Consider the following 24,790-nt stretch of genomic DNA (forward strand, 5'->3'; position numbering starts at 1 on the left):
AATCGGCACGGGAATCGTCGTACTGGCCGGGCTTTTCGCCATTGCCTGGGCTTTGACTCCCATTCCGGATACGACGCAGAAGCAGGCGACCGCGCAGGGCTCGGTGATCTATTACCGCGACGGCAAGAGCGTGCTCGCCCGGCAGGGCATCGACCGCAGGAACGTCGAGCTGGCCCGGGTGCCGAAGCACGTGCGCGACGCGGTCATCGCCGCCGAGAACCGCTCGTTCTACGAGGACGCGGGCGTCTCGCTCAAGGGCACCGGCAGGGCCGTCTGGTCCACCCTCACCGGGCAGCAGCTCCAGGGCGGCTCCACCATCACCCAGCAGCTCGTGCGCAACTACTACAGCGGGCTGAGCCAGGAACGTTCCGTCACCAGGAAGTTCAAAGAGATCCTCATCGCGATGAAGGTCGACCAGTCCAAGTCCAAGGACTGGGTGCTGGAGCAGTACCTCAACACGATCTACTTCGGCCGCGGCGCCAACGGCGTCCAGTCGGCCGCCCGCGCCTACTTCGGCAAGGACGTCGAGGACCTGACCGTCTCCGAGGGCGCGTACCTGGCGGCGGTGATCCAGCAGCCCAGCCGCTTCGCCGATCCCAAGGGCTCCGACCTGGTCGCGGCCAGGGAACGCTGGCAGTCCGTGATCAACGCCATGGCCCAGACCGGCGCGCTGTCGGCCGGCCAGGCGGCCGCGGAGCGGTTCCCCGAGCTGGCGGTGCCGAAGAAGCCCTTCGAGCTCAAGGGTCAGTCCCAGTACATGCTGGAGCAGGTCACCGCCGAGCTGAACCGGCGCGGCTACACCGACGAGGACATCAACAGCGGCGGCCTCAAGATCGTCACGACGTTCGACAAGAAGCTCATGCAGGCCGCCCGGCGGGCGGTGGAGGAGACGCTGCCGGACAGCACGCCCGACAAGGTGCGTACGGGGCTGGCGGCCGTCGATCCCGCCACGGGCGAGGTCGTCGCCTTCTACGGCGGCAGGCCGTCGCAGTCGAAGTACTACGACAGCGCGTTCTCGGCCAAGGTGATGGCCGGGTCCACGTTCAAGCCGTACACGCTGGCCGCGGCGCTCGACAACGGCTTCGACCTGTCCACCAGGGTCAACGGCAACTCGCCGCTGCGGGTGGCGTCGGCGTCCCAGGCGATCCCCAACGACGGCGACCGCTCGTACGGCCAGATCAACCTGATCAGCGCCACCCAGAACTCCGTCAACACCGCCTTCGTGGACCTCGGCCAGAAGGTCGGCCTGGACAAGGTGGCCGCGACCGCCGAGGCGGCCGGCATCCCCGCCGCCCAGCTCGAGAAGCAGAAGACGGCCGCGTCCTTCCCGCTCGGCGTGTCCTCCGTCAGCGCCGTCCAGAACGCCTCCGGCTTCTCCACCTTCGCCAACAAGGGCGTGCACGTGGAGGCGCACGTGGTCCGGTCGGTCACCGACGCGCAGGCCCGCAAGGAGCTGGTGAAGCCCGTAGAGACCAAGGTGGTCGGCGAGCAGGCCGCGGCCGACACGATCTACGCGATGCAGCAGGTCGTCAAGTACGGCACCGGCACCGCCGCCCGCCTCTACGACCGCCCGGTGGCCGGCAAGACGGGCACCACCGACGACTCCAGGTCCGTCTGGTTCAACGGCTTCACGCCGCAGCTCGCGGTGGCGGTGAACATGTTCCGCGACGACAACGCCACGGTCAGCATCCCGGGGTACGGCACGCAGTTCGGCGGCCAGCTCCCCGCGCAGATCTGGCGGGCGTTCATGACCGAGGCGATGGAGGGCAAGCCGGTCGAGGAGTTCCCAGAGCCGTCGGAGTACGGGTGGACGTCCCGCTACTCCGAGCCCGACCGTGACAGCGACGTGCCCGACCAGCAGTACAGCCCGCCGCCGAGCCAGGACGACTGGGACCGGCCGGAGCCCGACTTCAGCCCGCCGCCGTTCTCCGACGAGCCGCCGGTGACGGAGACCCCGGAGGACAACGGGCCGGACCAGCAGCCGGAGCAGACGTCCCCGCCGGAAAGCGAGGTCCCGGATCAGCCGTCGGTGCAGGACTCCGGCGTGGACGGCGGCAGGGGCGGCCGCGACGAGCAACCTGGCCGCTGACCCGGCCCCGGCCCGCCGCCGCGCGTGCCGCCGCTGACCCCGCCCCGGCCCGCCGCCGCGCGTGCCGCCGCTGTGCTCGGGCGAACCCTCCGCTTACCCGGAGGTCAGCTCGGCGCGCAGCTCCTCGACGGTAGTCACGGGCATGCGGCAGGTGAACCCCCTGCACACGTACGCGGCAGGCGCCTCGCCGACCAGCCCGCGCCCCTCCAGCAGAGCGGGGAAGGCGCTCTCGCGCGGCACGAGCGGATCGCCGCTGCCCCGGTCGGCGGTGTCGCCGCGGCCGAGCGCGACCACCAGCCCCGGCGCGTCCGCCAGCAGCGCCTCCCGGTGCAGCGCCGCCGTGCGCGGATCGTCGGCGGGCCCGACGACCGCCACCTCCACCGGCCCCGACAGCGCCGCCCGCGCCACGGCCAGCCCCCAGCCCGCGAACCTGGCGTGCCCCGCCGCCAGCACCGACACGGTGCCGAGCGCGGCGTGGGCGGCGTCACGGTGGCGCATGGAGCCGGTCAGCGCGCCGTAGGAGAGCAGCGCGCCGGCGGCCGCGTACTGGCCGGAGGGGGTGGCGTTGTCCGTGGGGTCCTGCGGGCGCTGGAAGAGCCGCTCGGCGTCGTCGGCGGTGTCGTAGAAGCCGCCCGTCCCGTCGGAGAAGCGGTCGAGCACGGTGTCCAGCAGCGCGCCCGCCTGCCGCAGCCAGCGGGCCTCGCCGGTGACGCCGTACAGGGAGATCAGGCCCTCGGCAAGGTTGGCGTAGTCCTCCAGCACGCCGGCGTTGGTGCCCGCCCTGCCGTCCCTGGACGTGCGCAGCAGCCTGCCGCCGTCCAGGTGCGTGCCGGCCAGCAGCTCGGCCGCCTCCGTGGCGGCCGTCACCAGGTCGGGACGCTCGAACACGACGCCGGTCTCTGCCAGGGCGGCGATGGCCAGGCCGTTCCAGGAGGCCACGACCTTGTCGTCGCGCCCGGGCCGCACCCGGCGCTCCCTGGCGGCCAGCAGCCGCGCCCGCACGTCGGCGTACCGCGCGGGATCCTCGGGGTCGCGCAGGAGCTGCAGCACGGAGGCGCCGTGCTCGAACGTGCCGGCGGGCGTCACCTCGAACAGCCCGGCGGCCCACCGGCCGTCGTCCTCGCCGAGCACCTCGCGCAGCTCGTCGGGTGTCCAGACGTAGAACTTGCCCTCCACGCCCTCGCTGTCGGCGTCGAGCGCCGAGGCGAAGCCGCCCTCGGGCGTGCGCAGCTCGCGCAGCAGCCAGCCGGCCGTCTCCAGCGCCACCCGCCTGGCCAGGTCGCCGCCGCCCGCCTTCCACCAGTGCGTGTAGACGCGCAGCAGCAGGGCGTTGTCGTAGAGCATCTTCTCGAAGTGCGGCACGACCCACCGCGCGTCCACGCTGTAGCGCGCGAAGCCGCCGCCGAGCTGGTCGTACATGCCGCCGCGGGCCATGGCCGCCAGCGTCGCGCCGCTCATCTCGCGCTCGCCGGACCGCAGCAGGAACTCCAGCACCATCGACGGCGGGAACTTCGGCGCCCCGCCGAACCCGCCGTGAGCCGCGTCGAACGACTCCCGCAGGTTGGCCACGGCCTGCCGCAGCGTCTCCTCGCCCGGCAGCGGCCCGCTCGGCAGCGTGGTCTGCGTGGTGAGCGCCTCCACCACCTTCGCCCCCTGCTTCAGCACCGACTCCCTGTCGCCCGTCCACACGTTGTGCACCTCGCTGAGCAGGCGCTGGAAGTGGGGGCGCGGGAAGTACGTGCCGCAGTAGAACGGGTGGCCCTCGGGCGTGGCGAACACCGTCATCGGCCAGCCGCCCTGGTGCGTCATGGCCTGCGTGGCGCCCATGTAGACGGCGTCCACGTCGGGCCGTTCCTCGCGGTCGACCTTGATGTTGACGAAGTGCTCGTTCATCAGCAGCGCGGTCTCGGCGTCCTCGAAACTCTCGTGGGCCATGACGTGGCACCAGTGGCACGCCGAGTAGCCCACGCTGATGAGCAGCGGCACGTCACGGCGGCGCGCCTCCGCGAACGCCTCCTCGCCCCACGGGTGCCAGTCGACCGGGTTGCCGGCGTGCTGGAGCAGGTAGGGGCTCGTCGCGTCTTTCAAGCGGTTCATCAGGACCTCCCCCGCCCACCCTAGACGGCGGCGGCCGCCGCGCCGGGGATCAGGGGGTGCGGCCGGAACAGGACGCGGCGTAGGTTACGGGCGTGGATATGGACTTCGTCTGCGCTCAGGCCGGTCGTCCGGCGCCGGAACTCACGCGCAGGGACGTGGCGCGCGCGCTGCTCGTCGTGCCATCGGGCGTGGCGCTCGTGGCGCTGCCCGACCTGCGGCGGGCCATGATGTCGGCGGGCAACCCGCTCTCGCTGGCGTTCTGGGACTCGGCCAAGGCGACGCTCAGCTCGATCGAGGCGGGGGTGGCCACGGTGGGCGACGTGCAGAGGTGGGTTGAGTCCACGGGCACGGAGCCGATCCTCATGACGCCCAGCTACTTCGTCTGGCCGGAGGAGGACGAGCGCGGGCCCGTGGCGAGCGAGATGTTCGCCCGGTTGGTGGCGTACCTGGAGGAGCGGGTGGAATCGGGGGAGATCGACCCCGACGCGCTGGCCACCGGCGACCAGGACGCCCGCACGGCCTACGAGGAGCTGCAGGAGCGCTGGCTGAGCACGCCGCTGCCCGACGGCAGGGTGCCCGGGTTCGCGGTCAGCGACGAGCAGGACGAGGAGCTGTTCGCGGCCTGGGACGAGGAGGAGGCGTTCGCGCTGTCGGAGCTGCGGCGGATCATGGCGGAGCTGCCCAAGCAGCCCGAGCTGCCCGTCACGGAGCTGGAGGCGGCCGCGGCGCGGCTGCGCGCGCTGCTCGCCCTGCCCGGCTATCCCGCCAACGTGCTGCGGGCCTGCGCCGGCTTCGACGACCGGCCGGTGCCGGACGGCGACGCGGAGCTGTGGCTGGCGGTGGTGGCCGGGGTGGCCGGGCCGATCTCGGACCTGTCGGACGGCGCTGACGTGCTGGAGGAGTTCGCCGACCTCGACAGGGACCTGAGCGAGGAGGACACCGCGCTGGCCAACCTCTGCGCCATCCAGCACGCCGACTGGCTGGCCGGGGTGGCGGCACTGGTACGCATGGGCCCCGGGGTGCTGGCCTCGCCCGAGCGCATGGCACGGCTCATCGCAGAGTCGGAGGACATCGACGTCGACGAGCAGGACGACGACGACCTCGACGCCACGGAGGGTCTCTTCGAGTCGGTGGTGACCCTGTGGCGGGTGCTCGGCGTCGTGGACAAGGACGACGTGCTCACGCCACTGGGCTGGTGGGGGCTGCCCAAGGCCCTCGAACGCGCCTGGTCGCCCCCCGCCGAGTGACCGCTCAGCCCACGAGCTCCTGGAACTCGGGGTGGCGCTCGATGTACTTGGCGACGTAGGGGCAGCGCGGCTCGACGCGCAGGCCGGTGTCGGCGCTCGCCTGCAGGGCGTGCCCGACCAGCTTGCCCGCCAGCCCCTGCCCCTCGTACGCGGGCAGCACCTCGGTGTGCGTGAAGACGATCTTCGTGGGCAGCAGCAGATAGTCGGCGAACCCGGCGACCTTGCCGTCCACGAGGATCTCGAACCGGCTCTCCGTCGAGTTGTCGACTATTTCGATCGGCATCTACTTCTTGGCCTTCTCGTCGTCGCGGGCCGCTTCCTCGATCTCGCCCTCGCGCGGCACCTGGATCTTCGACATCTGCTTGTTCATCGACTTGATCAGGATATACAGGGCGAGCCCGAGCAGGGCCACGACGACGAACCCGAGCAGACCCGGGCTCACTTCACCTGCTGCTAGAACCATCACCCTTCCAGTCTGCCACCGAGGTGCCGTGGTCCGTTCAGCGGTCCGCTCAGTGGTCCGCTCAGTGGCAGGCGGGCTCGACCTCGTCGGCGTGGATGCCCGCGAACAGGTCGTCCTCCGGCAGCTCGGTGTCGACCAGCGAGCGCGCCAGGTGGTAGTCCTCGGTCGGCCAGATCTCCTGCTGCAGCTCGCGCGGGCAGACGAACCACCAGCTGTCGGGGTCGACCTGGGTGGCGTGCGCCTTCAGCGCCTCGTCGCGGATCTCGAAGTAGTCGCCGCACGGCACCCGCGTGGTCACCGGCCACTTGGCGGGGCGGTCCTCCCAGCGGGAGATCCAGTCGGCGTACGGGGAGCCGAGGCCGCGCTCGGTCATCGCCTCGTGCAGCGCCTCGAAGCGCTCCTTGGTGAAGCCCATCTGGTAGTAGAGCTTGAGCGGCTGCCACGGGTCGCCGGTGCCGGGGTAGCGGTCGGGGTCGCCGGCCGCCTCGAACGCCTCCACGGACACCTTGTTGGTCATGATGTGGTCGGGGTGCGGGTAACCGCCGTCGTCGTCGTACGTGATGATCACGTGCGGCCTGAACTCGCGCACGGCGGCCACCAGCGGCGCCGAGGCGTCCTCAAGCTTCTGCAGGCCGAAGCAGCCCTCAGGCAGCGCCTCGTCCTCGTTCTCCGGCAGCCCGGAGTCCACGAAACCCATGAAACGCTGCTCGACGCCGAGGATCTCGCGCGCCCTGGCCATCTCGGCCTTGCGCACCTCCGCGATGTTGGCGACGATCTCAGGCCGGTCCATCTTCGGGTTGAGCACGGATCCGCGCTCGCCGCCCGTGAGGGTACAGACCAGCACTTCCACGCCTTCACGCACGTAACGCGCCATGGTGGCGGCACCCTTGCTCGACTCGTCGTCGGGGTGGGCGTGAACGGCCATCAGCCTCAGCGGTGCACTCACGGGCTCGATGCTCCTCAGTTGGGACCGGTCAGTCACCCAGAGAGGTTAGTTTCTGCTGGGCGGTCGCGAGGGCACACCCCCCGCGGGCGACAATTGTCTCGGATAACGCTGAGGGAGTGCAGGGAGATTCCGCCATGGTCACCAAAGATGCCGGGAACGGGCCAGTTCTCGGCACGCCCGACGACTTTCCGGACCGACCCAAGCGAGGTGGCCGGCTGGTCGTCCACGTGGTGATCGGCGTGCTGGTGGCCATCATCGCAGGTGGCTGGGGCTACGTGATGTGGTCGATGACGGCCGGGGGGTCGGAGGCGCCGGCGCAGGTCGTGACGTTCAAGGTCAACGGACCCAGCAGGGCCGAGATCACCTTTGAGGTCTACAAGCCAGACGATAGGGTGGCCGTCTGCCGGATCAGGGCTCTGGACGTCAATCATGCGGAAGTGGGCAGCAAGGAAGTAAGAATCCCGGCTGGTGAGGGTAGTAAGCAGCTCAAGGAAAGCCTCGACACGAGTGGTCAGGCGACTTCCGTCCACATCCAGTACTGCAATCTCGTATAGTGAGACATTTGGGGAAGCGTTCGAGCGGTTAACTTGTTAGCCTTTCGCAATTCAACCGTACGCAACCTCAGATGATCTCAGGGCCCCCTAGGCAAGCAAGGAGAACCCGTGGCCGACTCTCGCGATGAGAACGTCACATGGCTGACGCAGGAGGCGTACGACCGCCTGAAGGCGGAGTACGAGTATCTCTCTGGCCCCGGGCGCGTCGACATCGCCAAGAAGATCGAGGCCGCCCGTGAGGAGGGCGACCTGCGCGAGAACGGCGGATACCACGCCGCCAAGGACGAGCAGGGCAAGATGGAGGCCCGGATCTTCCACCTCCGGCAGATTCTCGACAACGCCCAGGTGGGAGAGGCCCCCAAGGCCGAGGGTGTGGTGGGCCCCGGCATGACCGTGACCATCCGGTTCGTCGGTGACGACGACGAGGTCACCTTCCTGCTCGCCTCCCGCGAGGAGAGCGGGGCGCCGATCGACGTCTACTCGCCCAAGTCCCCGCTCGGGGCGGCGATCAACGGCAAGAAGATCGGTGAGAAGGCGACCTACTCCCTGCCCAACGGACGGCAGAACACCGTCGAGATCCTCGAGGCTGTGCCGTACATCGGCAACTGACCCCCATGGACCACGACCGCCGGGCCCACGCTGGCCCGGCGGACTTTTCGCATGGGTCCGGAATCCGGCAAGACCTCAGTTTCTTAGTCAAGACCCGTAAACGGCGTAACACCTACAAACTGGTGCCGTTCATCGTGGTGGCCCTGGTCGCGGTGCTGACCGCGGACGTGCTGTTACTGACGCAGCCGGACGCGGCCATGACGCCCGTCGACGACGTCGTGCGGGTGACACCCCGGCAGACGCCGCTGGCGCAGAAGCGGCCCGCGCAGCAGCAGCCCGCCGTGACCACGCAGCCGGTGGCGCCGCTGAGCAAGCTGCACAAGCCGAACCTGTTCGTGCTGACGAACAGGCCGTTCACGAACGAGATGCTGCAGAAGGTCGCCAGGCTGTCCGGCGTGCGGGCGCTGGAGCTGGCGGACGCGGCCTCGGTCACGCTCGACGGCAAGCGCGTGCAGACGCTGGCCGTCAACCCCTCCACGTTCCGGTCCTACACCCCCAAGGTGACCGCCTCGTCCGACGCGCTGTGGCAGAACGTCGCGGCCGGGGACGTGGCGGTCTCGTTCGTGCTCGGCAACGACGGCGGGCTGTCGCTGCACAGCCGGGTGTCGGCCGGCTCGGCCGGGCAGCTGCGCATCGGCGCCTACGCCACGACGGGCTTCGGCGCCGTGGACGCCGTCGTGTCCAAGGACGTCGGCCGCTCGCTGGGGCTGCCCCGCGACAACGCGCTCATCGTCAGCGCGCCCAAGGCGAACTCCGACACGCTGAGCAGGAAGATCAAGAAGGCGCTGGGCAAGGGCACGCAGGTGGCCATGGTCAACCCCGTGCTGCCGCAGCCGCAGCAGAAGGTGACCCAGCGGAACTGGCCGGCGGGCTCGTTCATGACCGGCGAGCAGCTCACGGTGGCGCTGAAGGCGGCCGTCTCCAAGCTGGGCCGCCCGTACGTGTGGGGAGCCGAGGGGCCGGAGACCTTCGACTGCTCCGGCCTGGTCCAGTGGGCCTACGGGCAGGCGGGGGTGCGGATGCCGCGGGTGACGCACCAGCAGTGGGTGACGGGGCCGCAGGTGCCGTACTCGCAGGCGCATCCGGGTGACCTGCTCTTCTGGCGCAACGACCCGACGAACCCCGACTACATCTCCCACGTGGCGATCTACTGGGGTGACGGGAAGATGTTGCACGCGCCGCGTACCGGGGACGTGGTCAAGATCGTCCCTGTGAGCACCAGGAACCTGGCGGGCGTCGTCCGGGTGAGCCCCATCGCGGCGGCCAAGGTCCGCTGACCCTTCCCTTGACGAACAGGTCCTTCTACCTGCGCGTGCATTCGGGCCGCAAGAATGTAATGTTGATTACATGACTACAGACGACGCGACCGCACAGGTACGCGGCTGGTTCACCGGGCGGCTGCCCGAGGGGTGGTTCACCGGGGCGCCCGTGATCGTCAGGGACCGCGAGGAGATCGCGGTGCTCGGCACGCTGCCCGACCCGCCGGCCGACACGCCGGACGCCGAACGGCCGGCCCTGATCGAGGGGCTCGCCAGGAGGTTCAGGGAGGAGACCCGCGAGCGGCGGATCGAGATCGCCAGGGAGGCCGAGCGCAGGTTCCGGCAGAAGGTGTCCTGGGGCGTGGTCTGCGGCGGCGAGACTGTGATGTTCACCACACTCTCCGTGCCCGTGATGACACGCCTGCGCCAGGCCGAGCGCCAGGTCCTCGACACGCTCGTGGCCGCCGGCGTGGCCAGGAGCCGCAGCGACGCGCTCGCGTGGTGCGTGCGCCTGGTCGGCAAGAACACCGACGAGTGGCTGGCCGAGCTGCGCGACGCCCTCCAGCACGTCGACCGCGTTCGCTCTTCCGGGCCCGACGTCAATTCCTGAGATCGGCCAGCGGAAACGGCTCGCGGAAAGGACTAAACCACTTCGGAAATTGGTTTAGACCAGCGTAATTGGACTGGACCACTGGCCTTCGGACGTGTGAAAAACTTCTCTTTTAAATCCGCTCCGCCTGGGTAGGCTCCCCCAATCGTCAGGGCCGCTGCCTGCGGCGACGCCCCAGTCAAAAGGTCTATGCCAATTGGCTTTCGGGGCGCTTCGTCGTTAATGATGACTGGGCCCTGAGAGAGTGGAGGAGTCAAGCCGTGTCCGTTTCCGTGGAAGTAGAAGCGCCCACCAGCAATCGCGAATTGGCCGCGTGGGTGAACGAGATCGCAGCACTCACCCAGCCGGACCGCGTCGAGTGGTGCGACGGGTCGGAGGAGGAGTGGACACGGCTGACCAACCTCCTCGTGGAGCAGGGCACGCTCACCCGCCTGGCCGCCAGGCCCAACAGCTTCTACGCCAAGTCCGACCCCACCGACGTGGCGCGGGTCGAGGACCGCACCTACATCTGCTCCGAGCGCCGTGAGGACGCCGGGCCCACGAACAACTGGATCGCTCCCGGCGAGATGCGCCAGACGTTCGGCGAGCTGTTCAAGGGCTGCATGCGCGGCCGCACCATGTACGTGGTGCCGTTCTGCATGGGCCCGCTGGGCGGCGAGATCTCCCAGCTCGGGGTGGAGATCACCGACTCCGCGTACGTCGCCGTCTCCATGCGCGTCATGACGCGGATGGGGGACAGGGCGCTGCGGCTGATCGAACAAAGGGGCGACTTCGTCAAGGCCGTCCACTCCGTCGGGGCGCCGCTGGAGCAGGGCCAGGCGGACGTGCCCTGGCCGTGCAGCTCCACGAAGTACATCAGCCACTTCCCCGAGACCCGCGAGATCTGGTCGTACGGCTCCGGCTACGGCGGCAACGCGCTGCTCGGCAAGAAGTGCTACGCGCTGCGCATCGCCAGCGTGATGGCCCGCGACGAGGGCTGGCTGGCCGAGCACATGCTCATCCTCAAGCTCACGCCGCCCTCCGGCGAGACCCGATACATCGCGGCCGCCTTCCCGAGCGCCTGCGGCAAGACCAACCTCGCCATGCTCCAGCCCACGATCCCGGGCTGGAAGGTCGAGACGATCGGCGACGACATCGCCTGGATGCGGTTCGGCGACGACGGCCGCCTCTACGCCATCAACCCGGAGGCCGGCTTCTTCGGCGTGGCCCCCGGCACCGGCCAGGTCACCAACGCCAACGCCATCCGGACTCTCTGGGGCAACAGCATCTTCACCAACGTCGCGCTCACCGACGACGGCGACGTGTGGTGGGAGGGACTCACCGAGGAGCCGCCCGCGCACCTCACCGACTGGAAGGGCCGCTCCTGGACGCCCGACAGCGACGAGCCCGCCGCCCACCCCAACGCGCGCTTCACCACCCCTGCCGCCCAGTGCCCGACCATCGCGGACGAGTGGCAGGACCCCAAGGGCGTGCCCATCTCAGCGATCTTGTTCGGCGGTCGCCGCGCCACCGCCGTACCTCTGGTAACGGAGTCGCTGAGCTGGCAGCACGGCGTCTTCCTCGGAGCCAACGTCGCCTCCGAGAAGACCGCCGCCGCCGAGGGCAAGGTCGGCGAGCTGCGCCACGACCCGTTCGCCATGCTGCCGTTCTGCGGCTACAACATGGGCGACTACTTCGGCCACTGGCTGGACATCGGCCGCCGCCAGGGCGCGAAGCTGCCGAGGATCTACTACGTCAACTGGTTCAGGAAGAACGACGAGGGCAAGTTCGTCTGGCCCGGCTTCGGCGAGAACAGCCGCGTGCTCAAGTGGATCGTGGAGCGGCTGAACGGCGAGGCCAAGGCCGTGCCCACGCCGATCGGCCTGCTGCCGGCCGACCTCGACACCCAGGGCCTCGACCTGTCGGAGGAGGACCTGCGCACGCTGCTGACCGTCGACCGGGAGGTCTGGCGGGAGGAGGCCGCGCTGATCCCCGGCCACTTCGAGACGTTCGGCGACCACCTGCCCAAGGAGCTGTGGGACGAGTACAACGCGCTGCTCGACCGCCTCGGCTGAGCGCCGCTCCCTTGTGCGGTACGGCCAGGCCGTCTAACTTGGCCGGACGCCGTACCGCCGCTCGGGAGGGCAGCCTTGGATCTCGTCCTGCTCATCGCAGCCTTCGGAGTCTTCTTCCTGGTCGGCAGCGCTGAGCAGCGCGTCGAGCGGGAGCGCAGGCGCATCAGCGAGGTCACGCCGAGCGGCACGGGGCACCAGCTCTCCCACTACGAGCTGGCCTATCTCTCCGGCGGCCCGCGGCGGGCCGTCAACACGGCGCTGGCCGTCCTCGCGACGGCCGGCGCCGTTCGCGTGTCCCGGTCCTCCCAGGTCACCCCGGTGCACGGGGCGCGCCCGTCGCCCGAGCCGATCGAGCAGGCCGTGCTCGACGCGCTGGCCGCCAGGCCGGGCGGCTACCGGGCGGGCGAGCTGCGCCGGGAGCTGGAGCATCATCCCGCGCTCCGCGCCCTGGCAGGCGGGCTGGAGGCCCGCGGGCTGATCGTGCGCGAGGAGGCGTTCGCGACGGCGTGGCGGCTCAGGGACCGGACCCAGCTCGCGGTGGCGGTGGCCGTGGCGTACCTGGTGCTGCTGGTCGTGCTGAGCGCGATCGGGGTGGCGGGCAAGGAGAGCTACCTCGTCGGGGCGTTCCTGATCTCCGGGTTCGCGGTGGTCAGCGGTGCCGCGGCGCTGCACCGGCAGAAGCGGCGACTGCGCAACGTCGTCACCCGCGAGGGGCGCGACGTCCTGGTCTCGGCCCGCGCCTACCACCAGCGGGGCGTACGCGACCACAGCTCGCTCGTCCTGGCCGTCGGCATCCCCGTCGGCCTGTACGGGCTGCACGAGCTGGGCGACCAGAGCCTGTGCGACGGGCTGTCGGCCGGGGACCCGCGCGGTGACTGCGCCGGCTCCTGCGGCTCGTACGGAGGCGACGGCTCGACGTTCGGCAGCGACTCCCACGGCGGGCTCGACTTCGGCGGCGGCTCGTCGAGCTGTGGCGGAGGGTCCAGCAGTGGCGGCGGATCCAGTTGTGGCGGCGGATCGAGCTGCGGGGGCGGATCCAGCGGGAGCTAAACGAGCAAAACCATGGCCTGCCCTGGCCCACCCTTTACCGTGCGAATAAGTGTCTTTCCGGCACGCAGGCTGATCGGCCGCACGAGGGGAGGCCGCACATGGACCTGTTCCTGCTCATCGTTTCGGTGGCCATCGCGGCTTACGCCGTCGCCACCACCTCCGCCGTCACCCGCGCGCACGCCGCCATCCGGCGCGAGACCGCGGGCATCCGATACCGGGATCTCGGCCACTACGACCTGGCCTATCTGGCGGGTGGCCCGCACCGGGTGGCCGACACCGCGATCGCCACCCTGGCCGAGCGCCACGACCTCCGCGTCTCGCGCGGCGGCCGGGTGCACCGCGTCATCTCGAGCACCGTCGCGCGGGAGCCCGTCGAGGAGGCGGTGCTGGGCATGGTGGCCGCGCGCTCGGGCCTGCCCGTGATGTCGCTCAGGATCGAGGTCGCCAGGAGCCTGGCGATGGACGAGATCAAGCAGCGGCTCCTGGCACACGGGCTGCTCCTGCCCGACGACGTCTTCACCCGGGCCCGCGCTCTGGCCGTGCGGCTGCGGGTGCTGTCGCTGGCCGCGTACGCCGGCTTCGTGATCGAGGGCCTGACCATGGTCGTGGCCCCGAACCTCTACGCGCTGCTCGCCACGCTGGTCTTCCTGGGCACGGCGTTCGGCGCGGAGGTCGTGCTCGGCACCCACCGCCGGGCCTTGCGCGCCACGCTGACCGCGTCCGGCCGGGAGGCGCTGGACTCGGCCAGGCAGGCGAACGCCAGGGGCGTCGCCGAGGGGCCCGTCCCGCTCGCGCTCTACGGCGTCGAGTCGCTGCGCGACCCCACCCTGCGGGCCGAGCTCGGCAGGCAGCAGGCCAGGCGCGAGCGGCGGCGCGGGAGCTCGTACGCTGGGGGCGGCTCGTCGAGCTGCGGTGGTGGCGGCGGCAGCGCCCACGGCACCGCGGGCTGCGGAAGCGGATCGTCGTGCGGCGGGGGCGGCGGCTGCGGCGGCGGTGGTTGCGGAGGAGGAAGCTGACCATGGCGGGGCTGGGAGTGGGCATCGGCTGGCGGTCCGAGCTGGACCTGACCATCGAGCGCATGGCGGGCGTCGACTTCCTCGAAGTGGTCGCCGAGAACGTCAAGCCCGCCCACCTGCCCGAGTCGCTGCGCGTGCTGCGGTCCAGGGGCCTGCCGGTGATCCCCCACGGGGTGTCGCTCGGGGTCGGCGGCGCGGAGCCGCCCTCCCCTGCCCGGCTGGCCCACCTGGCCGCCTGCGCGCAGGCGCTGGAGGCGCCGCTGGTCAGCGAGCACCTGGCGTTCGTCCGCGGCGGCGGCGTGGAGGCCGGGCACCTGCTGCCGGTGCCGCGCACGCGCGAGTCGCTGAAGGTCGTCGTCGAGAACGTGCGCCGGGCCCAGGACGCGCTGCCCGTCCCGCTGGCCCTGGAGAACGTCGCGGCCATCTTCGGCTGGCCCGAGGACGAGCTCACCGAGGCGCAGTTCCTGGCCGAGCTGGTGGACGCCACCGGCGTGGGGCTGCTGATCGACGTGGCCAACCTCTACACCAACCAGTTCAACCTGGGCCTGCCGGCGGTGGCGGCGCTGGACACGCTGCCGCTGGAGCACCTGGCGTACGTGCACGTCGCCGGCGGCTACGAGCATCACGGCATCTGGCACGACACGCACACCACGGCAGCACCCCAGGCCGTGCTCGACCTGCTCGCCGAGCTGTGCTCCAGAGTCACCCCGCCCGGGGTGCTGCTGGAGTGGGACGACGAGTACCCCAGCGACGCCGTGCTGGCCGGCGAGCTGTCCAGGATCAGGGCCGCGATGGCGGTGGCCGGAGAGGCCGGATGAGCCCGGAGGAGGCGCGGCGGCTCGCCGACGTACAGGGGCCGTCGGCGCAGCCGCCGCGGCCTGCCCCGCGACACGAGCACGGCGGGCCACGGGGGCTCGGCGAGCAGGAGGAGCGGCGCAGGCGGCTGGCCGAGGCGCAGGGCCGCGTCGTGGCGGCCCTGGTGGCCGGGGCGGAGGTGCCCGAGGGCTTCGACCCGGAGCGCATGCGTGCCCAGGCGCTCAGCCTGATCGCCAAGCGCCGCGCCATCGTGGCCAGGATCCGCCCGGACGCCGCCCAGGCGGCCGGCCCCGACCTGGCCGCCGAGTTCGCCGCGTACGCCGCCGCCCGCGCCACCCCGCCACCCGGCTACCGCGCCGACGCCGACGACTTCGCCGCCTGGCTGCGCGAGCGCGGCAGGATGCCCGGAGATCCGGCCCCCAGGCGCCGCTGGTGGTCCCGCCTTCCCGGCAGGCGCTGATCGGCCCTTGATCACCCCGCCCCTCCCTGGCATACCCTGATCGCAGCAAGCGCTTGGGAGGCGGCATGCGGATCGTCAACATGGGCGAGTGGCCCCTGGACCAGGAGGACGAGCGGCAGCACGACCCCGGCGGCGAGCCGCTGTGGAACGAGTCCTGGTACTACGACTTCGTCTCCGAGGACGGCGGGACGGCCGGCTACGTCCGGCTCGGCCTCTACCCCGGCTGGAACCGCGCCTGGTACTGGGCCTGCCTGGTCACCGCCGGCGGCGGCACGGTGGCGGTGCTCGACAACGAGGCGGCCCTGCCCGCCCGGGACCTGACGGTGGCGGGCCCCGCCTACACGGCCGCGCACCGCACCCCCGACCCCTTCGAGCGCGCCGAGATCCACCTGAACTCCGCCGAGCTCACCCTGGACCTGGAGTTCCGCTCGGCGGCCGGCGTCTACGGCTACGCGATCACCCCGCGCTACGAGATCCCCTGCGAGGTCACCGGCACGATCGGCGGCGTGCCCTTCCGCGGCCACGGCGAGCGTGACCACAGCTGGGGCGTGCGCGACTGGTGGTCGATCTCGTGGTTGTGGAGCAGCGCCCGCCTGGACGACGGCACGTACCTGCACGGCATGCGCGCCAACCTGGGCATGGAGCTGCCCTGGCCGGCGTTCCTGGCGGGCAAGGACGGCCTGGCGCACGTCGAGGGCTTCTCGGCGGCCACCGTCTTCGACGGCGACCGGCCGGCGCGGACCGTGCTGAACTTCCCCGGCTGCGCCACGACCGTGCGCCCGATCGCGTTCGCCCCCGTGACGCTCACCTCGCCCGAGGGGGTGGTGGCGGAGTTCCCGAGGGCGCTGTGCGCGTACGAGACCGAGGACGGGCGGACGGGGTACGGCTGGACGGAGTGGCACCAGCCGCCGGGCTGGCGGGAGCACGCCTGGGAGCCGAGGGTTTAGCCGGGAGGCGCGGGGTAACGGGGAGGGGGTGGGGGGTCTACGCTGCGTCGACGGGTCGTACCTGACCGTGACGCCTGTGGCGTGCACGGACAGCGTCGGCGCGCCGTACGAGATCACCCTGGAGCTGCACCGCGACGGCACCCCGTACGGCAGCGTGGGCGAGCGCTGCGGGCACCTGCTGGCGCGCCTGGCGCACGGCGTGGACGAGGCCCGCCAGGGCCGGGGCGCGGCCACGCGCTGGGCCGATCCGGACGACCGTTTCCCCGGCGAGGAGCCCGACGGCGAGCTGTTCTCCTTCCGTTACCTCACCAGGGCCGGGCGGGGCGGCGGCGAGCTGCGCTGCCAGCTGCGCACGATCCCGGTGTGGCAGCCGGGTCCCGGCGAGTGGCGGCTGACCAGGAGGGCCTACGTGGAGGCCTGGGGCGCCACCGGCGTGGGCATGCGGGCGGTGCTCACCTCGGCGGAGCTGTCGGTGTTCGTGCGGCAGCTCGTGAATGAGGCGGAAGGGTGTCTGAAAGGTGGAGAGTCTGCGGAGGAATAGCGCAGACGGAGCGGGCACGGGCGATCCGCGGTGATAATTGCCTGTTGGGGCAATACGACCAATGGGGCATAAGCACCGCTGGGGAGGCACTCCGTGGGCCTGCGCGACCTGGTCTACCGGCTGTACGAACACCGGCTGGAGGCCAAGCTGTCGAAGGACAGCATCCCCCGGCATGTCGGGGTCATCATCGACGGCAACCGCCGCTGGGCGCGGGCCATGGGCCTGCGCGACGTGGCCACGGGCCACCGCAAGGGCGCGGACAAGATCTCCGAGCTGCTCGGCTGGTGCCGGGAGCTGGGCGTCGAGGTGGTCACGGTATGGATGTTGTCCAACGACAACCTGAACCGGCCGAGGGAAGAGCTGGAGCCGCTGCTGCGCATCATCGAGGACGTGACGCAGGAGCTGGTGGCCGAGGGCTGGCGGATCAGCCCGGTCGGCGCCCTCGATCTGCTACCGGACCGGACGGCTAATGTCCTAAAAAATGCAAAAGAAGCTTCATCACACCGTCCAGGCCTGATTGTGAACGTTGCAGTTGGGTATGGAGGAAGACGTGAGATTGCCGATGCGGTGCGCTCACTGCTCCAGGAGCACGCGAGCAGGGGAGCGAGCATCGAGGACCTGGTCGAGGTACTCGATGTCGAGCACATCGCGGAGCATCTTTACACTCGCGGCCAGCCCGACCCGGACCTCCTCATCCGGACCTCGGGCGAGCAGCGCCTGTCCGGCTTCATGCTCTGGCAGAGTGCTCACTCCGAGTTCTACTTCCACGAGGCTTACTGGCCGGACTTCCGCAGGGTGGACTTCCTGCGGGCGCTGCGTGATTACGCTGCGAGACACCGACGTTACGGTTCCTGACACGACATTCGGGTATCCAGGACGTAACGTTGGAAGTGTCCGGTCACAGGTCGGACATTTCGGAGAGGTCCCGCCTTTGCACCAACACTTGCCGAGGGGGGCCGGACTCCGGCACCGACGGCAGTTCGCGGTCGGGGACGCGGGTCCGGTCCGATTCCCACCTCGTCTGCAGGGTGCCCGCACCAAGGGGTACCCGGGGGAGAACGTGTGGCAGTGTCCTCGAGCAACCCTACTCACCAGTCGGCCAAGCGCACGTACGTGCTGGACACCTCGGTCCTCCTAGCCGACCCGGCGGCGATGACCCGGTTCGCCGAGCACGACGTGGTCCTTCCGATCGTGGTCATCACGGAGCTGGAAGGCAAGCGGCACCATCCGGAGCTCGGCTACTTCGCCCGCAAGGCCCTGCGCTACCTGGACGACCTGCGCGTCCAGTACGGCAGGCTGGACGAGGCGATGCCGACAGGGGACGGCACGATCAGGGTAGAGCTCAACCACAGCGATCCGTCCATCCTGCCCGTGGGCTTCCGCCTCGGCGACAACGACACGCGCATCCTGACCGTGGCCCGCTCACTGGCCGCCGAGGGCTGCGACGTCGTGCTGGTCTCCAAGGACCTGCCGATGCGGGTCAAGGCCGCCTCGATCGGCCTGGTGGCCGAGGAGTACCGCGCCGAGCTGGTGCACGAGTCGGGCTGGACGGGGATGGCGGAGGTCCAGGTCACCACGGACGACGTGGAGACCCTCTTCGAGTCGGGCACCGCCGACCTGGAGGAGGCCAGGGACCTGCCCGCGCACACGGGCCTGCGGCTGCTGTCGGCCAAGGGCTCCGCGCTCGGCAGGGTGCAGCCCGACAAGTCGGTGCGCCTGGTCCGCGGCGACCGCGAGGTGTTCGGCCTGCACGGCCGCTCAGCAGAGCAGCGCATCGCGCTCGACCTGCTGATGGACCCGGAGATCGGCATCGTCTCGCTCGGCGGCAGGGCCGGCACCGGCAAGTCGGCGCTGGCGCTCTGCGCGGGCCTGGAGGCGGTCCTGGAGCGCCGCCAGCACCGCAAGGTGATCGTCTTCCGCCCCATCTACGCCGTGGGCGGCCAGGAGCTCGGCTACCTGCCCGGCTCCGAGGGCGAGAAGATGGGCCCGTGGGCCCAGGCGGTCTACGACACCCTCGGCGCCATCACCTCACCCGAGGTGATCGAGGAGGTGCTCGACCGGGGCATGCTGGAGGTGCTCCCGCTGACCCACATCCGCGGCCGGTCGCTGCACGACGCGTTCGTGATCGTGGACGAGGCCCAGTCGCTCGAACGCGGGGTGCTGCTGACCGTGCTGAGCCGGATCGGCGCCAACTCGCGGGTGGTGCTCACCCACGACGTGGCCCAGCGCGACAACCTGCGCGTCGGCCGGCACGACGGCGTGGTCGCGGTGGTGGAGAAGCTGAAGGGTCACCCGCTGTTCGCCCACGTCACGCTCACCAGGTCCGAGCGCTCCCCGATCGCCGCGCTGGTGACGGAGATGCTCGAGGACATCACCATGTGACGCTCACTTGAGCTCACCGCACGTGTGCCGCCCCTCGTCCTTCGGGGGGCGGCCCTGGTTCTCCCGTACGATCCGCACCACCTCGTACGCCGCGTCCTGCTGCGCGGTGCAGACGATCTGCGCCATGCCCAGCTTGGTCAGCGTGCCGTCGCCGCTGATGTAGACGGTCAGCGTCGAGGTGCGGGGGAGCTGGATCTCGTCACGCTGCGGCGGGTTGATCGAGTTCCTGGTACGCAGGTACGTGAACCCGCGCAGCGCGGTGTCCCGGTCGCCGAGCGGGCGGGCCGAGGCCTCGAAGAGCGCGCCGAGCACGCTCTCCACGGTGTCGTCCTCGACGTCGGCCGGCTCCCGCGCCAGCTTGCCGTTCCTGACCAGGTAGATCGTCTTGGTCGGCGGCGGGATCCTGACGGTGGGGGCGCTGCCCCTGTCCTGCACGTCGGTGGGTGAGATGCCGCAGGCCGTCATGGCCAGCAGCAGCAGGGCGGCGATGCTCGTGATGGCCTTCATATGTGCGGCAGCCAGACCGTGAAGAGGGTTCCAGGGTGCTGGAGGCGTACGGAGATCGTGCCCCCGTGGAGCTGGACGTTGGCGCGGGCGATGGCCAGGCCCAGGCCGCTGCCCTGGCTGCGCGCCCGGCCCGCGCCGGCCTTGAAGAAGCGGTCGAAGACGTGCGCCAGCGCCTCCCGCGGGATGCCCTTGCCGTGGTCGCGCACCTTCACCTCCAGGCCGTTCTCCGTGGTCCTGGCGGTGACCACGACCGGGGGCAGGCCGTGCTTGAGCGCGTTGCCGACCAGGTTGGCCACGATGACGTCGAACCGGCTGGGGTCGAGGTTGGCGGTCAGGCCCTGGGAGGCGGTGACCGTCACCTGGTCGCTCCAGCCGCGTACCTCCAGGCAGTCCTGGATGGAGTCGGCCACGTTCACCGGCTCCAGGTTGAGCGTGGCCGTGCCCGCGTCGAAGCGGCTGATCTCGATGAGGTGCTCGACCAGCTCGCGCAGGCGCTCGATCTCCCTGAGCACCAGCCGTACGGCCTGCGCGGGTGCCTCCGGCAGGTGGTCGGCCTCGTCGGAGAGCATGTCGGCCACGGCCGTCATGGCGGTCAGCGGTGTGCGCAGCTCGTGCGAGACGTCGGCCACGAACCTGCGGGACATGGCCTCCAGCGAGCGCAGCTCCGACACGCTCAGCTCCAGCGCGGCCGCCGCGTCGTTGAACCGGGCGGTGAGCCCGGCCAGCTCGTCCTGGCCGTGCACGGGCAGCCTGGTGTCCAGCCTGCCCTGCCCGAGCGCCTGGGCGGCGGCGCTCAGCCGGCGCACCGGCAGCAGCACCTGCCGGGCCGACACCAGCGCCACGCCCAGGGCGATCAGCACGATGACGAGGCCGGTCTGGGCGAGCGTGGTCCTCAGCGTGTCGAGCTGGCGCTGGTCGTCGCGCAGGGGGAAGAAGACGAACGCCTGCAGGCCGGTGGACTCGGGCCGGCCGGCGTTGTCGCGGTAGACCTCGGCGCCGACGATGAGGTAGAGCTCGTTGTCGATGATCTTGCGTTGGGTGACGACGCTCTGCTTGGCCCTGCCGTGCAGCTCGTTGGGCACGTCGCTGAGCGACATGGGGCCCTCGGAGGCGACGACGGTGCCGTACTCGACCAGGGCGCTGCGTCCCGGCCCCGCCAGCGCGTGGGCCACCCGGGAGAGCTCCCTGGACGTCGGGGCGGCCTCGCCCGGCCTGAGCTTCCCGATGGGGAAGTTGATGGTGGCCAGCTCCCTGGTCACCAGGTCCAGTGAGGTGGTCTCGGTCCTGGTGAGCAGCGCGCTCTTGGCCAGCTCGTAGCCGATGGTGGCGACCAGCAGGGAGGCGGTGACGGCGACGAGGGTGAACGTGATGACCAGGCGGGCACGCAGCCCCGTGGGACGGGGGATGATCACGGGGGGCTGAACCGGTATCCGAAGCCGCGCACGGTGTGGATGAAGACGGGCTCGGCCGGTTTGGGCTCGATCTTGGCGCGGATGCGCTGCACGCAGGCGTCCACCAGGCGGGAGTCGGCGATGTGCGTGTGGTCCCAGACGGCGCGCAGCAGGTAGCGGCGGTTGAGCACCTGGCCGGGGTGCCGGACCAGTTCGAGCAGCAGCCGCAGCTCCGTCGGGGTCAGGTGGATCTCCTTGCCGGCCAGTGTGACCTTGAGCGCACCCCGGTCGATCACGAGGTCGCCGAACGTGATGCGGTCGGAGGCGGCGGACTCGGCGCGGCGCAGCACGGCGCGGATGCGGGCGTCCAGGACGCGCGGCTCGACCGGCTTGACCACGTAGTCGTCGGCGCCGGCCTCCAGCCCGACGACCACGTCCAGGTCGTCGCCGCGGGCCGTGAGCAGGATGACGGGGAGCTGGTCGAGCTTGCGTACGCGGCGGCACACCTCGACGCCGTCGATGCCCGGGAGCATCACGTCGAGAATCGCGATCTCCGGGCGGCGGGCCCTGATGTGGTCGAGAGCCTCCTCACCCGTCGCGTACGACGTGACGGAGTGCCCCTGCCTGGTCAGCGCCAGCTCTAGCGCCGTGCGGACCGAGGGGTCGTCTTCTACGAGGAGGATGCCAGCCACGCGCACATTATTAATCCATGTCTCGAATACCCGGTATGTGTCACCAAACTGTGACATGGCGTAGATGAGATCCGGAAGGTGGGCAGCGACCCTGAAAGCGGCTTCCCTTCGGTCAACGGGCGCCCGAAGGGGGGCTGTCAACTCTGTGACTAAAGTCACAATTTTCCGGAAACGCGGGGCTAACCTGCTGGTTGGTGAAATTTACGTCAAGCGATTCCCGCGTTTCGGTTGCGGACCACCCCCCAGGACAGGGCAAGCTCATGCATCGTGAGCCCCGGTCCGCGGTTGAGTGAGCGCCCCCCGAAGGAAGATCTCCCTTCGGCGCGGCGGCCTTCGCGCTTCACTCCCAAGCGCATCATCATCACCGTGCTCTCGCTGGTGATCGTCTTCGGTGGCGGCGGGTTCGTCGTGAACCGCGCCATCGAGAACGCCAACAGGCCGGCGCAGGAGCCGCCGTCGATCACCGATCTCGGCAGGCTCGCCAGCGGCGACCTGTACGCGCCCGACCCCGAGGCCGACCTGCTCAAGGCCGAGGCCGAGCAGGCGTACAGGGCCGACAAGCTCAAGAAGGACCGCACCGGCCAGGCCGGCAAGGGCCTCGACTGGGTGGTGCCCGAGCAGGCCCCCGCCGGCGACGGCTTCCCCGCCATGAACTTCCCGCCGGGCAGCGACCCCTCGCCGGGCAGCAACAAGGCCACCGCCAAGGCGATGCTGGCCTCGTTCGGGTTCGGCGCGGACCAGTGGGGCTGCCTGGAGCGGCTCTGGCACAAGGAGAGCGGCTGGAACGAGCGGGCGATGAACCGCTACTCCGGCGCGTACGGCATCCCGCAGTCGCTGCCCGGCAGCAAGATGGCCAGCGCGGGCGCCGACTGGCAGACCAACGCCGCGACCCAGATCAAGTGGGGCCTGGGCTACATCAAGGGCCGCTACGGCACGCCCTGCGCCGCCTGGGGCCACTCGCAGCGCGTCGGTTGGTATTAGGTCCGCAGCGGGTCAACTTTCCTTCCCCAATCGGCAAGCCGCCGCGCCCGATCCTGTATACGGGCGCACGCTGGCCGCATGGGTGTGAAGGTCAGTGTGATCATCAATGTCCACAATCCGGGTGACACCGCCGACGCGTGCGTCCGCTCCGCGCTGGAGCAGACGATGCCCCCGGACGAGTACGAGGTGATCGTCGTGGACGACGGGTCCACGGACGGGATCGCCGAGCGCCTGGACACCATCGCGGCCGTTCGCGAGAACGTCCGGGCGCTGCACCTGCCGTACACGGGCTCACCCTCGCGCGCCCGCAACGTCGGGCTGGCCGCGGCCGCCGGCGACTACGTCTACTTCCTGGAGCCGGGCGACCGCCTGGAGCGGGACGCCGTCGAGCGCATGCACGACCGGGCCGTGGAGACCGACGCGGACGTGCTGGTCGGCCGCATGGTCCGCGACTTCGGCCCGCCGATGACCGCCTTCGCGCGCAGCACGGGCCGGGCCGACATCCTGCGCGACCGGCTGCTCACCGTGCTCCACCCGGAGCAGCTCTTCCGGCGCGCGTTCCTGGAGGAGCACGAGCTGGGCTTCTCCGTGCCGGGCAGCCGGATGGGGGAGCAGGCGTTCGTGCTGCGCGCCTACCTGCACGCCAAGGTCATCGCGGTGCTGGCCGAGCACGTCTGCTGCCACCTCGGGGAGCGTCCCGGCACCGAGGAGGAGCCGCGGGCCATCGTCAGGGAGCTGCACAAGCTGCTGGACGACGTCGACACCTACGTGGGCGAGGGGCGCCAGCGCGACCGCATGTACGCGTACTGGCTGCGGTACGCCGTCCTGCGCCCGCTGGTGACCAGCAGGTTCGCCGACTCGTCCGTCGACAGGGGCATGCACTTCCGCGTCGTGCAGGAGCTGATGGAGCGGCGCTTCCCCGAGCACCTCGACCGCCACCTGCCCGTCCAGCTCCGCGTGGTGGCCGCGTACGTCCGCATGGGTCGTCTGGACCAGATCGTGCTCATGTCGAACTCCTCCAGGCGCGCGGGCCTGCGCGCCGACCTCACCGAGGTGCGCTGGGACGCCCACGTCCTGGTGCTCGGGCTGACCGCCGAGGTGCTGGCCGGCGACGGCACGCCCGACAAGTACCAGGTGGACGGCGACAACCTGCACTGGATCCCGCCGCGCTCGCTGGAGACCAGGAAGCTGCCCGCGGACGTCACCGACATCACCAGGGACGTCGAGCGGGCCCGCATCGAGCTCTACGTGCGCCACGCCGAGACCGGCGTGGTGCACTTCCTGCCGCTCGCCCAGCACGTCGAGCGCGTCCCGGCGGGCCGCCGCCGGGTCCGGGTCCGCATCAAGGGCGAGACCCGCCTGGACATCACCACCGCGGCCCTCGGCGAGCCGCTGCGGCCGGGGGTGTGGGAGGTGCACGTGCGCATGTTCAGCGGCGCCAACCAGGCCAGGAGCCGCGTCAGCCGCCCCGACGGCCCGCTCAACTGCCTCGGCGTGCTGGCCCAGCGGCCCAGGATGCGGCTGGTCGTGCCGTGCTGGAGCGACTCGGGGGAGCTGGGGCTGGCCATCGAGCCGCGCTCGTTCTCCGAGTCGATCAAGCTGGTGTCGCCGGGCGTGGAGGTCAAGCACCTGGGGCGGCACCTGTACGTCGTGCTGCCGGTGCCGTACGTGCCGCCGAGCGGGGGGCCGCCGCTGGAGCTCGTCATGCGCAGCACCGGCAGGCGCGCCCGCGAGGTGAGCGCGCCGGCGCTGGTCGAGGCCGGGGTGCCGGGCAGGCTCGCCGGCCAGCTCGTGGCCAAGGTGCCGGTCAAGCGCCTGCTTCCCGGCCCCGAGCACTTCGGGCCGGGAAGCTGGCTGTGCACGCTGCGCTCTCCCGACGAGGAGGTCGGGCTGCGGTTCGCGCTGGAGATGCGCAAGGGGAGGATCGAGGCCAGGCCCGCCGCCGCCGTCGATCCCGAGCGCCGCCCGCCCATGGGCCGCGACACCGCGCTGCACCGGCTCGGCCGCAGGCTGCCCGGCGCGCGGCACCTCGTGCGCCTGGCGCGCGCGGGCAGGTACCGCTACCTCACCGACTGACCC

General features: G+C 70.9%; 24 protein-coding genes. 17 read left to right on the plus strand and 7 right to left on the minus strand.

The features are described from left to right. Positions 1-52: 52 nt before the first annotated feature. Positions 53-2,089: a transglycosylase domain-containing protein gene (locus HD593_RS04190; RefSeq protein WP_246546274.1), complete on the plus strand. Its 2,037-nt coding sequence runs from the start codon at positions 53-55 to the stop codon at positions 2,087-2,089. A gap of 93 nt (positions 2,090-2,182) precedes the next feature. Here HD593_RS04190 and HD593_RS04195 read toward each other — a convergent pair whose 3' ends face one another. Continuing rightward, on the minus strand, positions 2,183-4,186 hold the full coding sequence (locus HD593_RS04195; protein WP_185100804.1) for a thioredoxin domain-containing protein: 2,004 nt from the start codon (positions 4,184-4,186) through the stop codon (positions 2,183-2,185). A 98-nt stretch (positions 4,187-4,284) separates the two neighbouring features. On the opposite strand from HD593_RS04195, the gene HD593_RS04200 reads away from it, so the two are divergent. Beyond that, a complete protein-coding gene (locus HD593_RS04200; protein ID WP_185111649.1) occupies positions 4,285-5,433 on the plus strand; it encodes a hypothetical protein in 1,149 nt (382 codons plus the stop codon). Positions 5,434-5,437: 4 nt separating this feature from the next. On the opposite strand, the gene HD593_RS04205 is transcribed toward HD593_RS04200, so the two are convergent. From HD593_RS04205 to mca, 3 genes are all read right to left on the minus strand, one after another. Beyond that, positions 5,438-5,716 carry a GNAT family N-acetyltransferase gene (locus tag HD593_RS04205; RefSeq protein WP_185100805.1) on the minus strand — a complete coding sequence of 93 codons (279 nt, stop codon included), beginning with the start codon at positions 5,714-5,716 and terminating at the stop codon, positions 5,438-5,440. Continuing rightward, positions 5,717-5,875, minus strand: coding sequence for a hypothetical protein (locus HD593_RS04210; RefSeq protein WP_185100806.1), 159 nt, complete (start codon positions 5,873-5,875; stop codon positions 5,717-5,719). It abuts the gene before it with no gap. Positions 5,876-5,957: 82 nt separating this feature from the next. Continuing rightward, positions 5,958-6,842, minus strand: a complete 885-nt coding sequence (gene mca / locus HD593_RS04215; protein ID WP_185100807.1) for a mycothiol conjugate amidase Mca — start codon at positions 6,840-6,842, stop codon at positions 5,958-5,960. A 134-nt stretch (positions 6,843-6,976) separates the two neighbouring features. On the opposite strand from mca, the gene HD593_RS04220 reads away from it, so the two are divergent. The 13 genes from HD593_RS04220 to HD593_RS04280 all read left to right on the plus strand — a co-directional run bounded on the left by HD593_RS04220 (position 6,977) and on the right by HD593_RS04280 (position 19,140). Continuing rightward, entirely contained in the window at positions 6,977-7,396 is a 420-nt protein-coding gene (locus HD593_RS04220) for a DUF4307 domain-containing protein (protein ID WP_185100808.1), read from the plus strand. A gap of 108 nt (positions 7,397-7,504) precedes the next feature. Next, entirely contained in the window at positions 7,505-8,005 is a 501-nt protein-coding gene (gene greA, locus HD593_RS04225) for a transcription elongation factor GreA (protein ID WP_043628806.1), read from the plus strand. Between the two features lie 122 nt (positions 8,006-8,127). Further along, positions 8,128-9,282: a C40 family peptidase gene (locus tag HD593_RS64215; RefSeq protein ID WP_312903346.1), complete on the plus strand. Its 1,155-nt coding sequence runs from the start codon at positions 8,128-8,130 to the stop codon at positions 9,280-9,282. Between the two features lie 70 nt (positions 9,283-9,352). After that, a complete protein-coding gene (locus HD593_RS04235) occupies positions 9,353-9,874 on the plus strand; it encodes a hypothetical protein (RefSeq protein ID WP_185100810.1) in 522 nt (173 codons plus the stop codon). 260 nt (positions 9,875-10,134) lie between these two features. Next, positions 10,135-11,928, plus strand: coding sequence for a phosphoenolpyruvate carboxykinase (GTP) (locus tag HD593_RS04240; protein WP_185100811.1), 1,794 nt, complete (start codon positions 10,135-10,137; stop codon positions 11,926-11,928). 75 nt (positions 11,929-12,003) lie between these two features. Beyond that, entirely contained in the window at positions 12,004-12,978 is a 975-nt protein-coding gene (locus tag HD593_RS04245) for a TIGR04222 domain-containing membrane protein (protein ID WP_185100812.1), read from the plus strand. 98 nt (positions 12,979-13,076) lie between these two features. Next, a complete protein-coding gene (locus HD593_RS04250; protein ID WP_185100813.1) occupies positions 13,077-13,994 on the plus strand; it encodes a TIGR04222 domain-containing membrane protein in 918 nt (305 codons plus the stop codon). Positions 13,995-13,996: 2 nt separating this feature from the next. Continuing rightward, complete coding sequence (locus tag HD593_RS04255) at positions 13,997-14,812, plus strand: MbnB/TglH/ChrH family RiPP precursor modification enzyme (protein WP_185100814.1); 816 nt, start codon at positions 13,997-13,999, stop codon at positions 14,810-14,812. Further along, entirely contained in the window at positions 14,809-15,270 is a 462-nt protein-coding gene (locus tag HD593_RS04260) for an SCO6045 C-terminal-like domain-containing protein (protein ID WP_221524607.1), read from the plus strand. The genes HD593_RS04255 and HD593_RS04260 overlap by 4 nt, the downstream gene beginning before the upstream one ends. A 65-nt stretch (positions 15,271-15,335) precedes the next feature. Beyond that, positions 15,336-16,217, plus strand: coding sequence for a DUF7064 domain-containing protein (locus tag HD593_RS04265; protein WP_185100815.1), 882 nt, complete (start codon positions 15,336-15,338; stop codon positions 16,215-16,217). A gap of 28 nt (positions 16,218-16,245) precedes the next feature. Beyond that, the gene (locus HD593_RS04270) at positions 16,246-16,758 is read left to right on the plus strand and encodes a hypothetical protein (RefSeq protein ID WP_185100816.1); all 513 of its coding nucleotides are present in this window, start codon (positions 16,246-16,248) and stop codon (positions 16,756-16,758) included. A gap of 93 nt (positions 16,759-16,851) precedes the next feature. After that, positions 16,852-17,613 (plus strand): isoprenyl transferase, encoded by a 762-nt coding sequence (locus tag HD593_RS04275; protein WP_185100817.1) that lies wholly within the window; start codon positions 16,852-16,854, stop codon positions 17,611-17,613. A 258-nt stretch (positions 17,614-17,871) separates the two neighbouring features. After that, positions 17,872-19,140, plus strand: coding sequence for an RNA 5'-3' helicase PhoH2 (locus tag HD593_RS04280; protein WP_185111651.1), 1,269 nt, complete (start codon positions 17,872-17,874; stop codon positions 19,138-19,140). 3 nt (positions 19,141-19,143) lie between these two features. Here the strand turns inward: HD593_RS04280 and HD593_RS04285 are convergent, their stop codons facing one another. Genes HD593_RS04285 through HD593_RS04295 form a run of 3 tightly spaced genes read right to left on the minus strand, consistent with a single transcriptional unit; the run spans position 19,144 to position 21,730 of the window. Beyond that, entirely contained in the window at positions 19,144-19,647 is a 504-nt protein-coding gene (locus tag HD593_RS04285; RefSeq protein ID WP_185100818.1) for a hypothetical protein, read from the minus strand. Then, on the minus strand, positions 19,644-21,059 hold the full coding sequence (locus HD593_RS04290) for an ATP-binding protein (RefSeq protein WP_312903347.1): 1,416 nt from the start codon (positions 21,057-21,059) through the stop codon (positions 19,644-19,646). Before HD593_RS04290 ends, HD593_RS04285 begins: the two co-directional genes overlap by 4 nt. Continuing rightward, positions 21,056-21,730, minus strand: a complete 675-nt coding sequence (locus tag HD593_RS04295; protein WP_185100819.1) for a response regulator transcription factor — start codon at positions 21,728-21,730, stop codon at positions 21,056-21,058. Before HD593_RS04295 ends, HD593_RS04290 begins: the two co-directional genes overlap by 4 nt. Before the next feature lie 366 nt (positions 21,731-22,096). Between HD593_RS04295 and HD593_RS04300 the strand changes: the two genes are divergently transcribed. Together HD593_RS04300 and HD593_RS04305 are read left to right on the plus strand one after the other, a co-directional pair. Further along, complete coding sequence (locus tag HD593_RS04300; RefSeq protein WP_446686251.1) at positions 22,097-22,711, plus strand: aggregation-promoting factor C-terminal-like domain-containing protein; 615 nt, start codon at positions 22,097-22,099, stop codon at positions 22,709-22,711. A gap of 78 nt (positions 22,712-22,789) precedes the next feature. Then, entirely contained in the window at positions 22,790-24,787 is a 1,998-nt protein-coding gene (locus HD593_RS04305) for a glycosyltransferase family 2 protein (protein ID WP_185100820.1), read from the plus strand. The last annotated feature ends 3 nt before the right edge of the window (positions 24,788-24,790 follow it).

It is taken from the genome of Nonomuraea rubra, from assembly GCF_014207985.1.
Lineage (GTDB): Bacteria > Actinomycetota > Actinomycetes > Streptosporangiales > Streptosporangiaceae > Nonomuraea > Nonomuraea rubra.

Excerpts from the sequence above, each read along its gene's own strand:
- HD593_RS04265 (WP_185100815.1), top strand. The coding sequence starts at position 15,336 with ATGCGGATCGTCAACATGGGCGAGTGGCCCCTGGACCAGGAGGACGAG.
- HD593_RS04200 (WP_185111649.1), top strand. The coding sequence starts at position 4,285 with ATGGACTTCGTCTGCGCTCAGGCCGGTCGTCCGGCGCCGGAACTCACG.
- HD593_RS04205 (WP_185100805.1), bottom strand. The coding sequence starts at position 5,716 with ATGCCGATCGAAATAGTCGACAACTCGACGGAGAGCCGGTTCGAGATC.
- HD593_RS04260 (WP_221524607.1), top strand. The coding sequence starts at position 14,809 with ATGAGCCCGGAGGAGGCGCGGCGGCTCGCCGACGTACAGGGGCCGTCG.
- HD593_RS04235 (WP_185100810.1), top strand. The coding sequence starts at position 9,353 with ATGACTACAGACGACGCGACCGCACAGGTACGCGGCTGGTTCACCGGG.
- HD593_RS04285 (WP_185100818.1), bottom strand. The coding sequence starts at position 19,647 with ATGAAGGCCATCACGAGCATCGCCGCCCTGCTGCTGCTGGCCATGACG.
- HD593_RS04220 (WP_185100808.1), top strand. The coding sequence starts at position 6,977 with ATGGTCACCAAAGATGCCGGGAACGGGCCAGTTCTCGGCACGCCCGAC.
- HD593_RS04195 (WP_185100804.1), bottom strand. The coding sequence starts at position 4,186 with ATGAACCGCTTGAAAGACGCGACGAGCCCCTACCTGCTCCAGCACGCC.
- HD593_RS04255 (WP_185100814.1), top strand. The coding sequence starts at position 13,997 with ATGGCGGGGCTGGGAGTGGGCATCGGCTGGCGGTCCGAGCTGGACCTG.
- HD593_RS04250 (WP_185100813.1), top strand. The coding sequence starts at position 13,077 with ATGGACCTGTTCCTGCTCATCGTTTCGGTGGCCATCGCGGCTTACGCC.
- HD593_RS04305 (WP_185100820.1), top strand. The coding sequence starts at position 22,790 with ATGGGTGTGAAGGTCAGTGTGATCATCAATGTCCACAATCCGGGTGAC.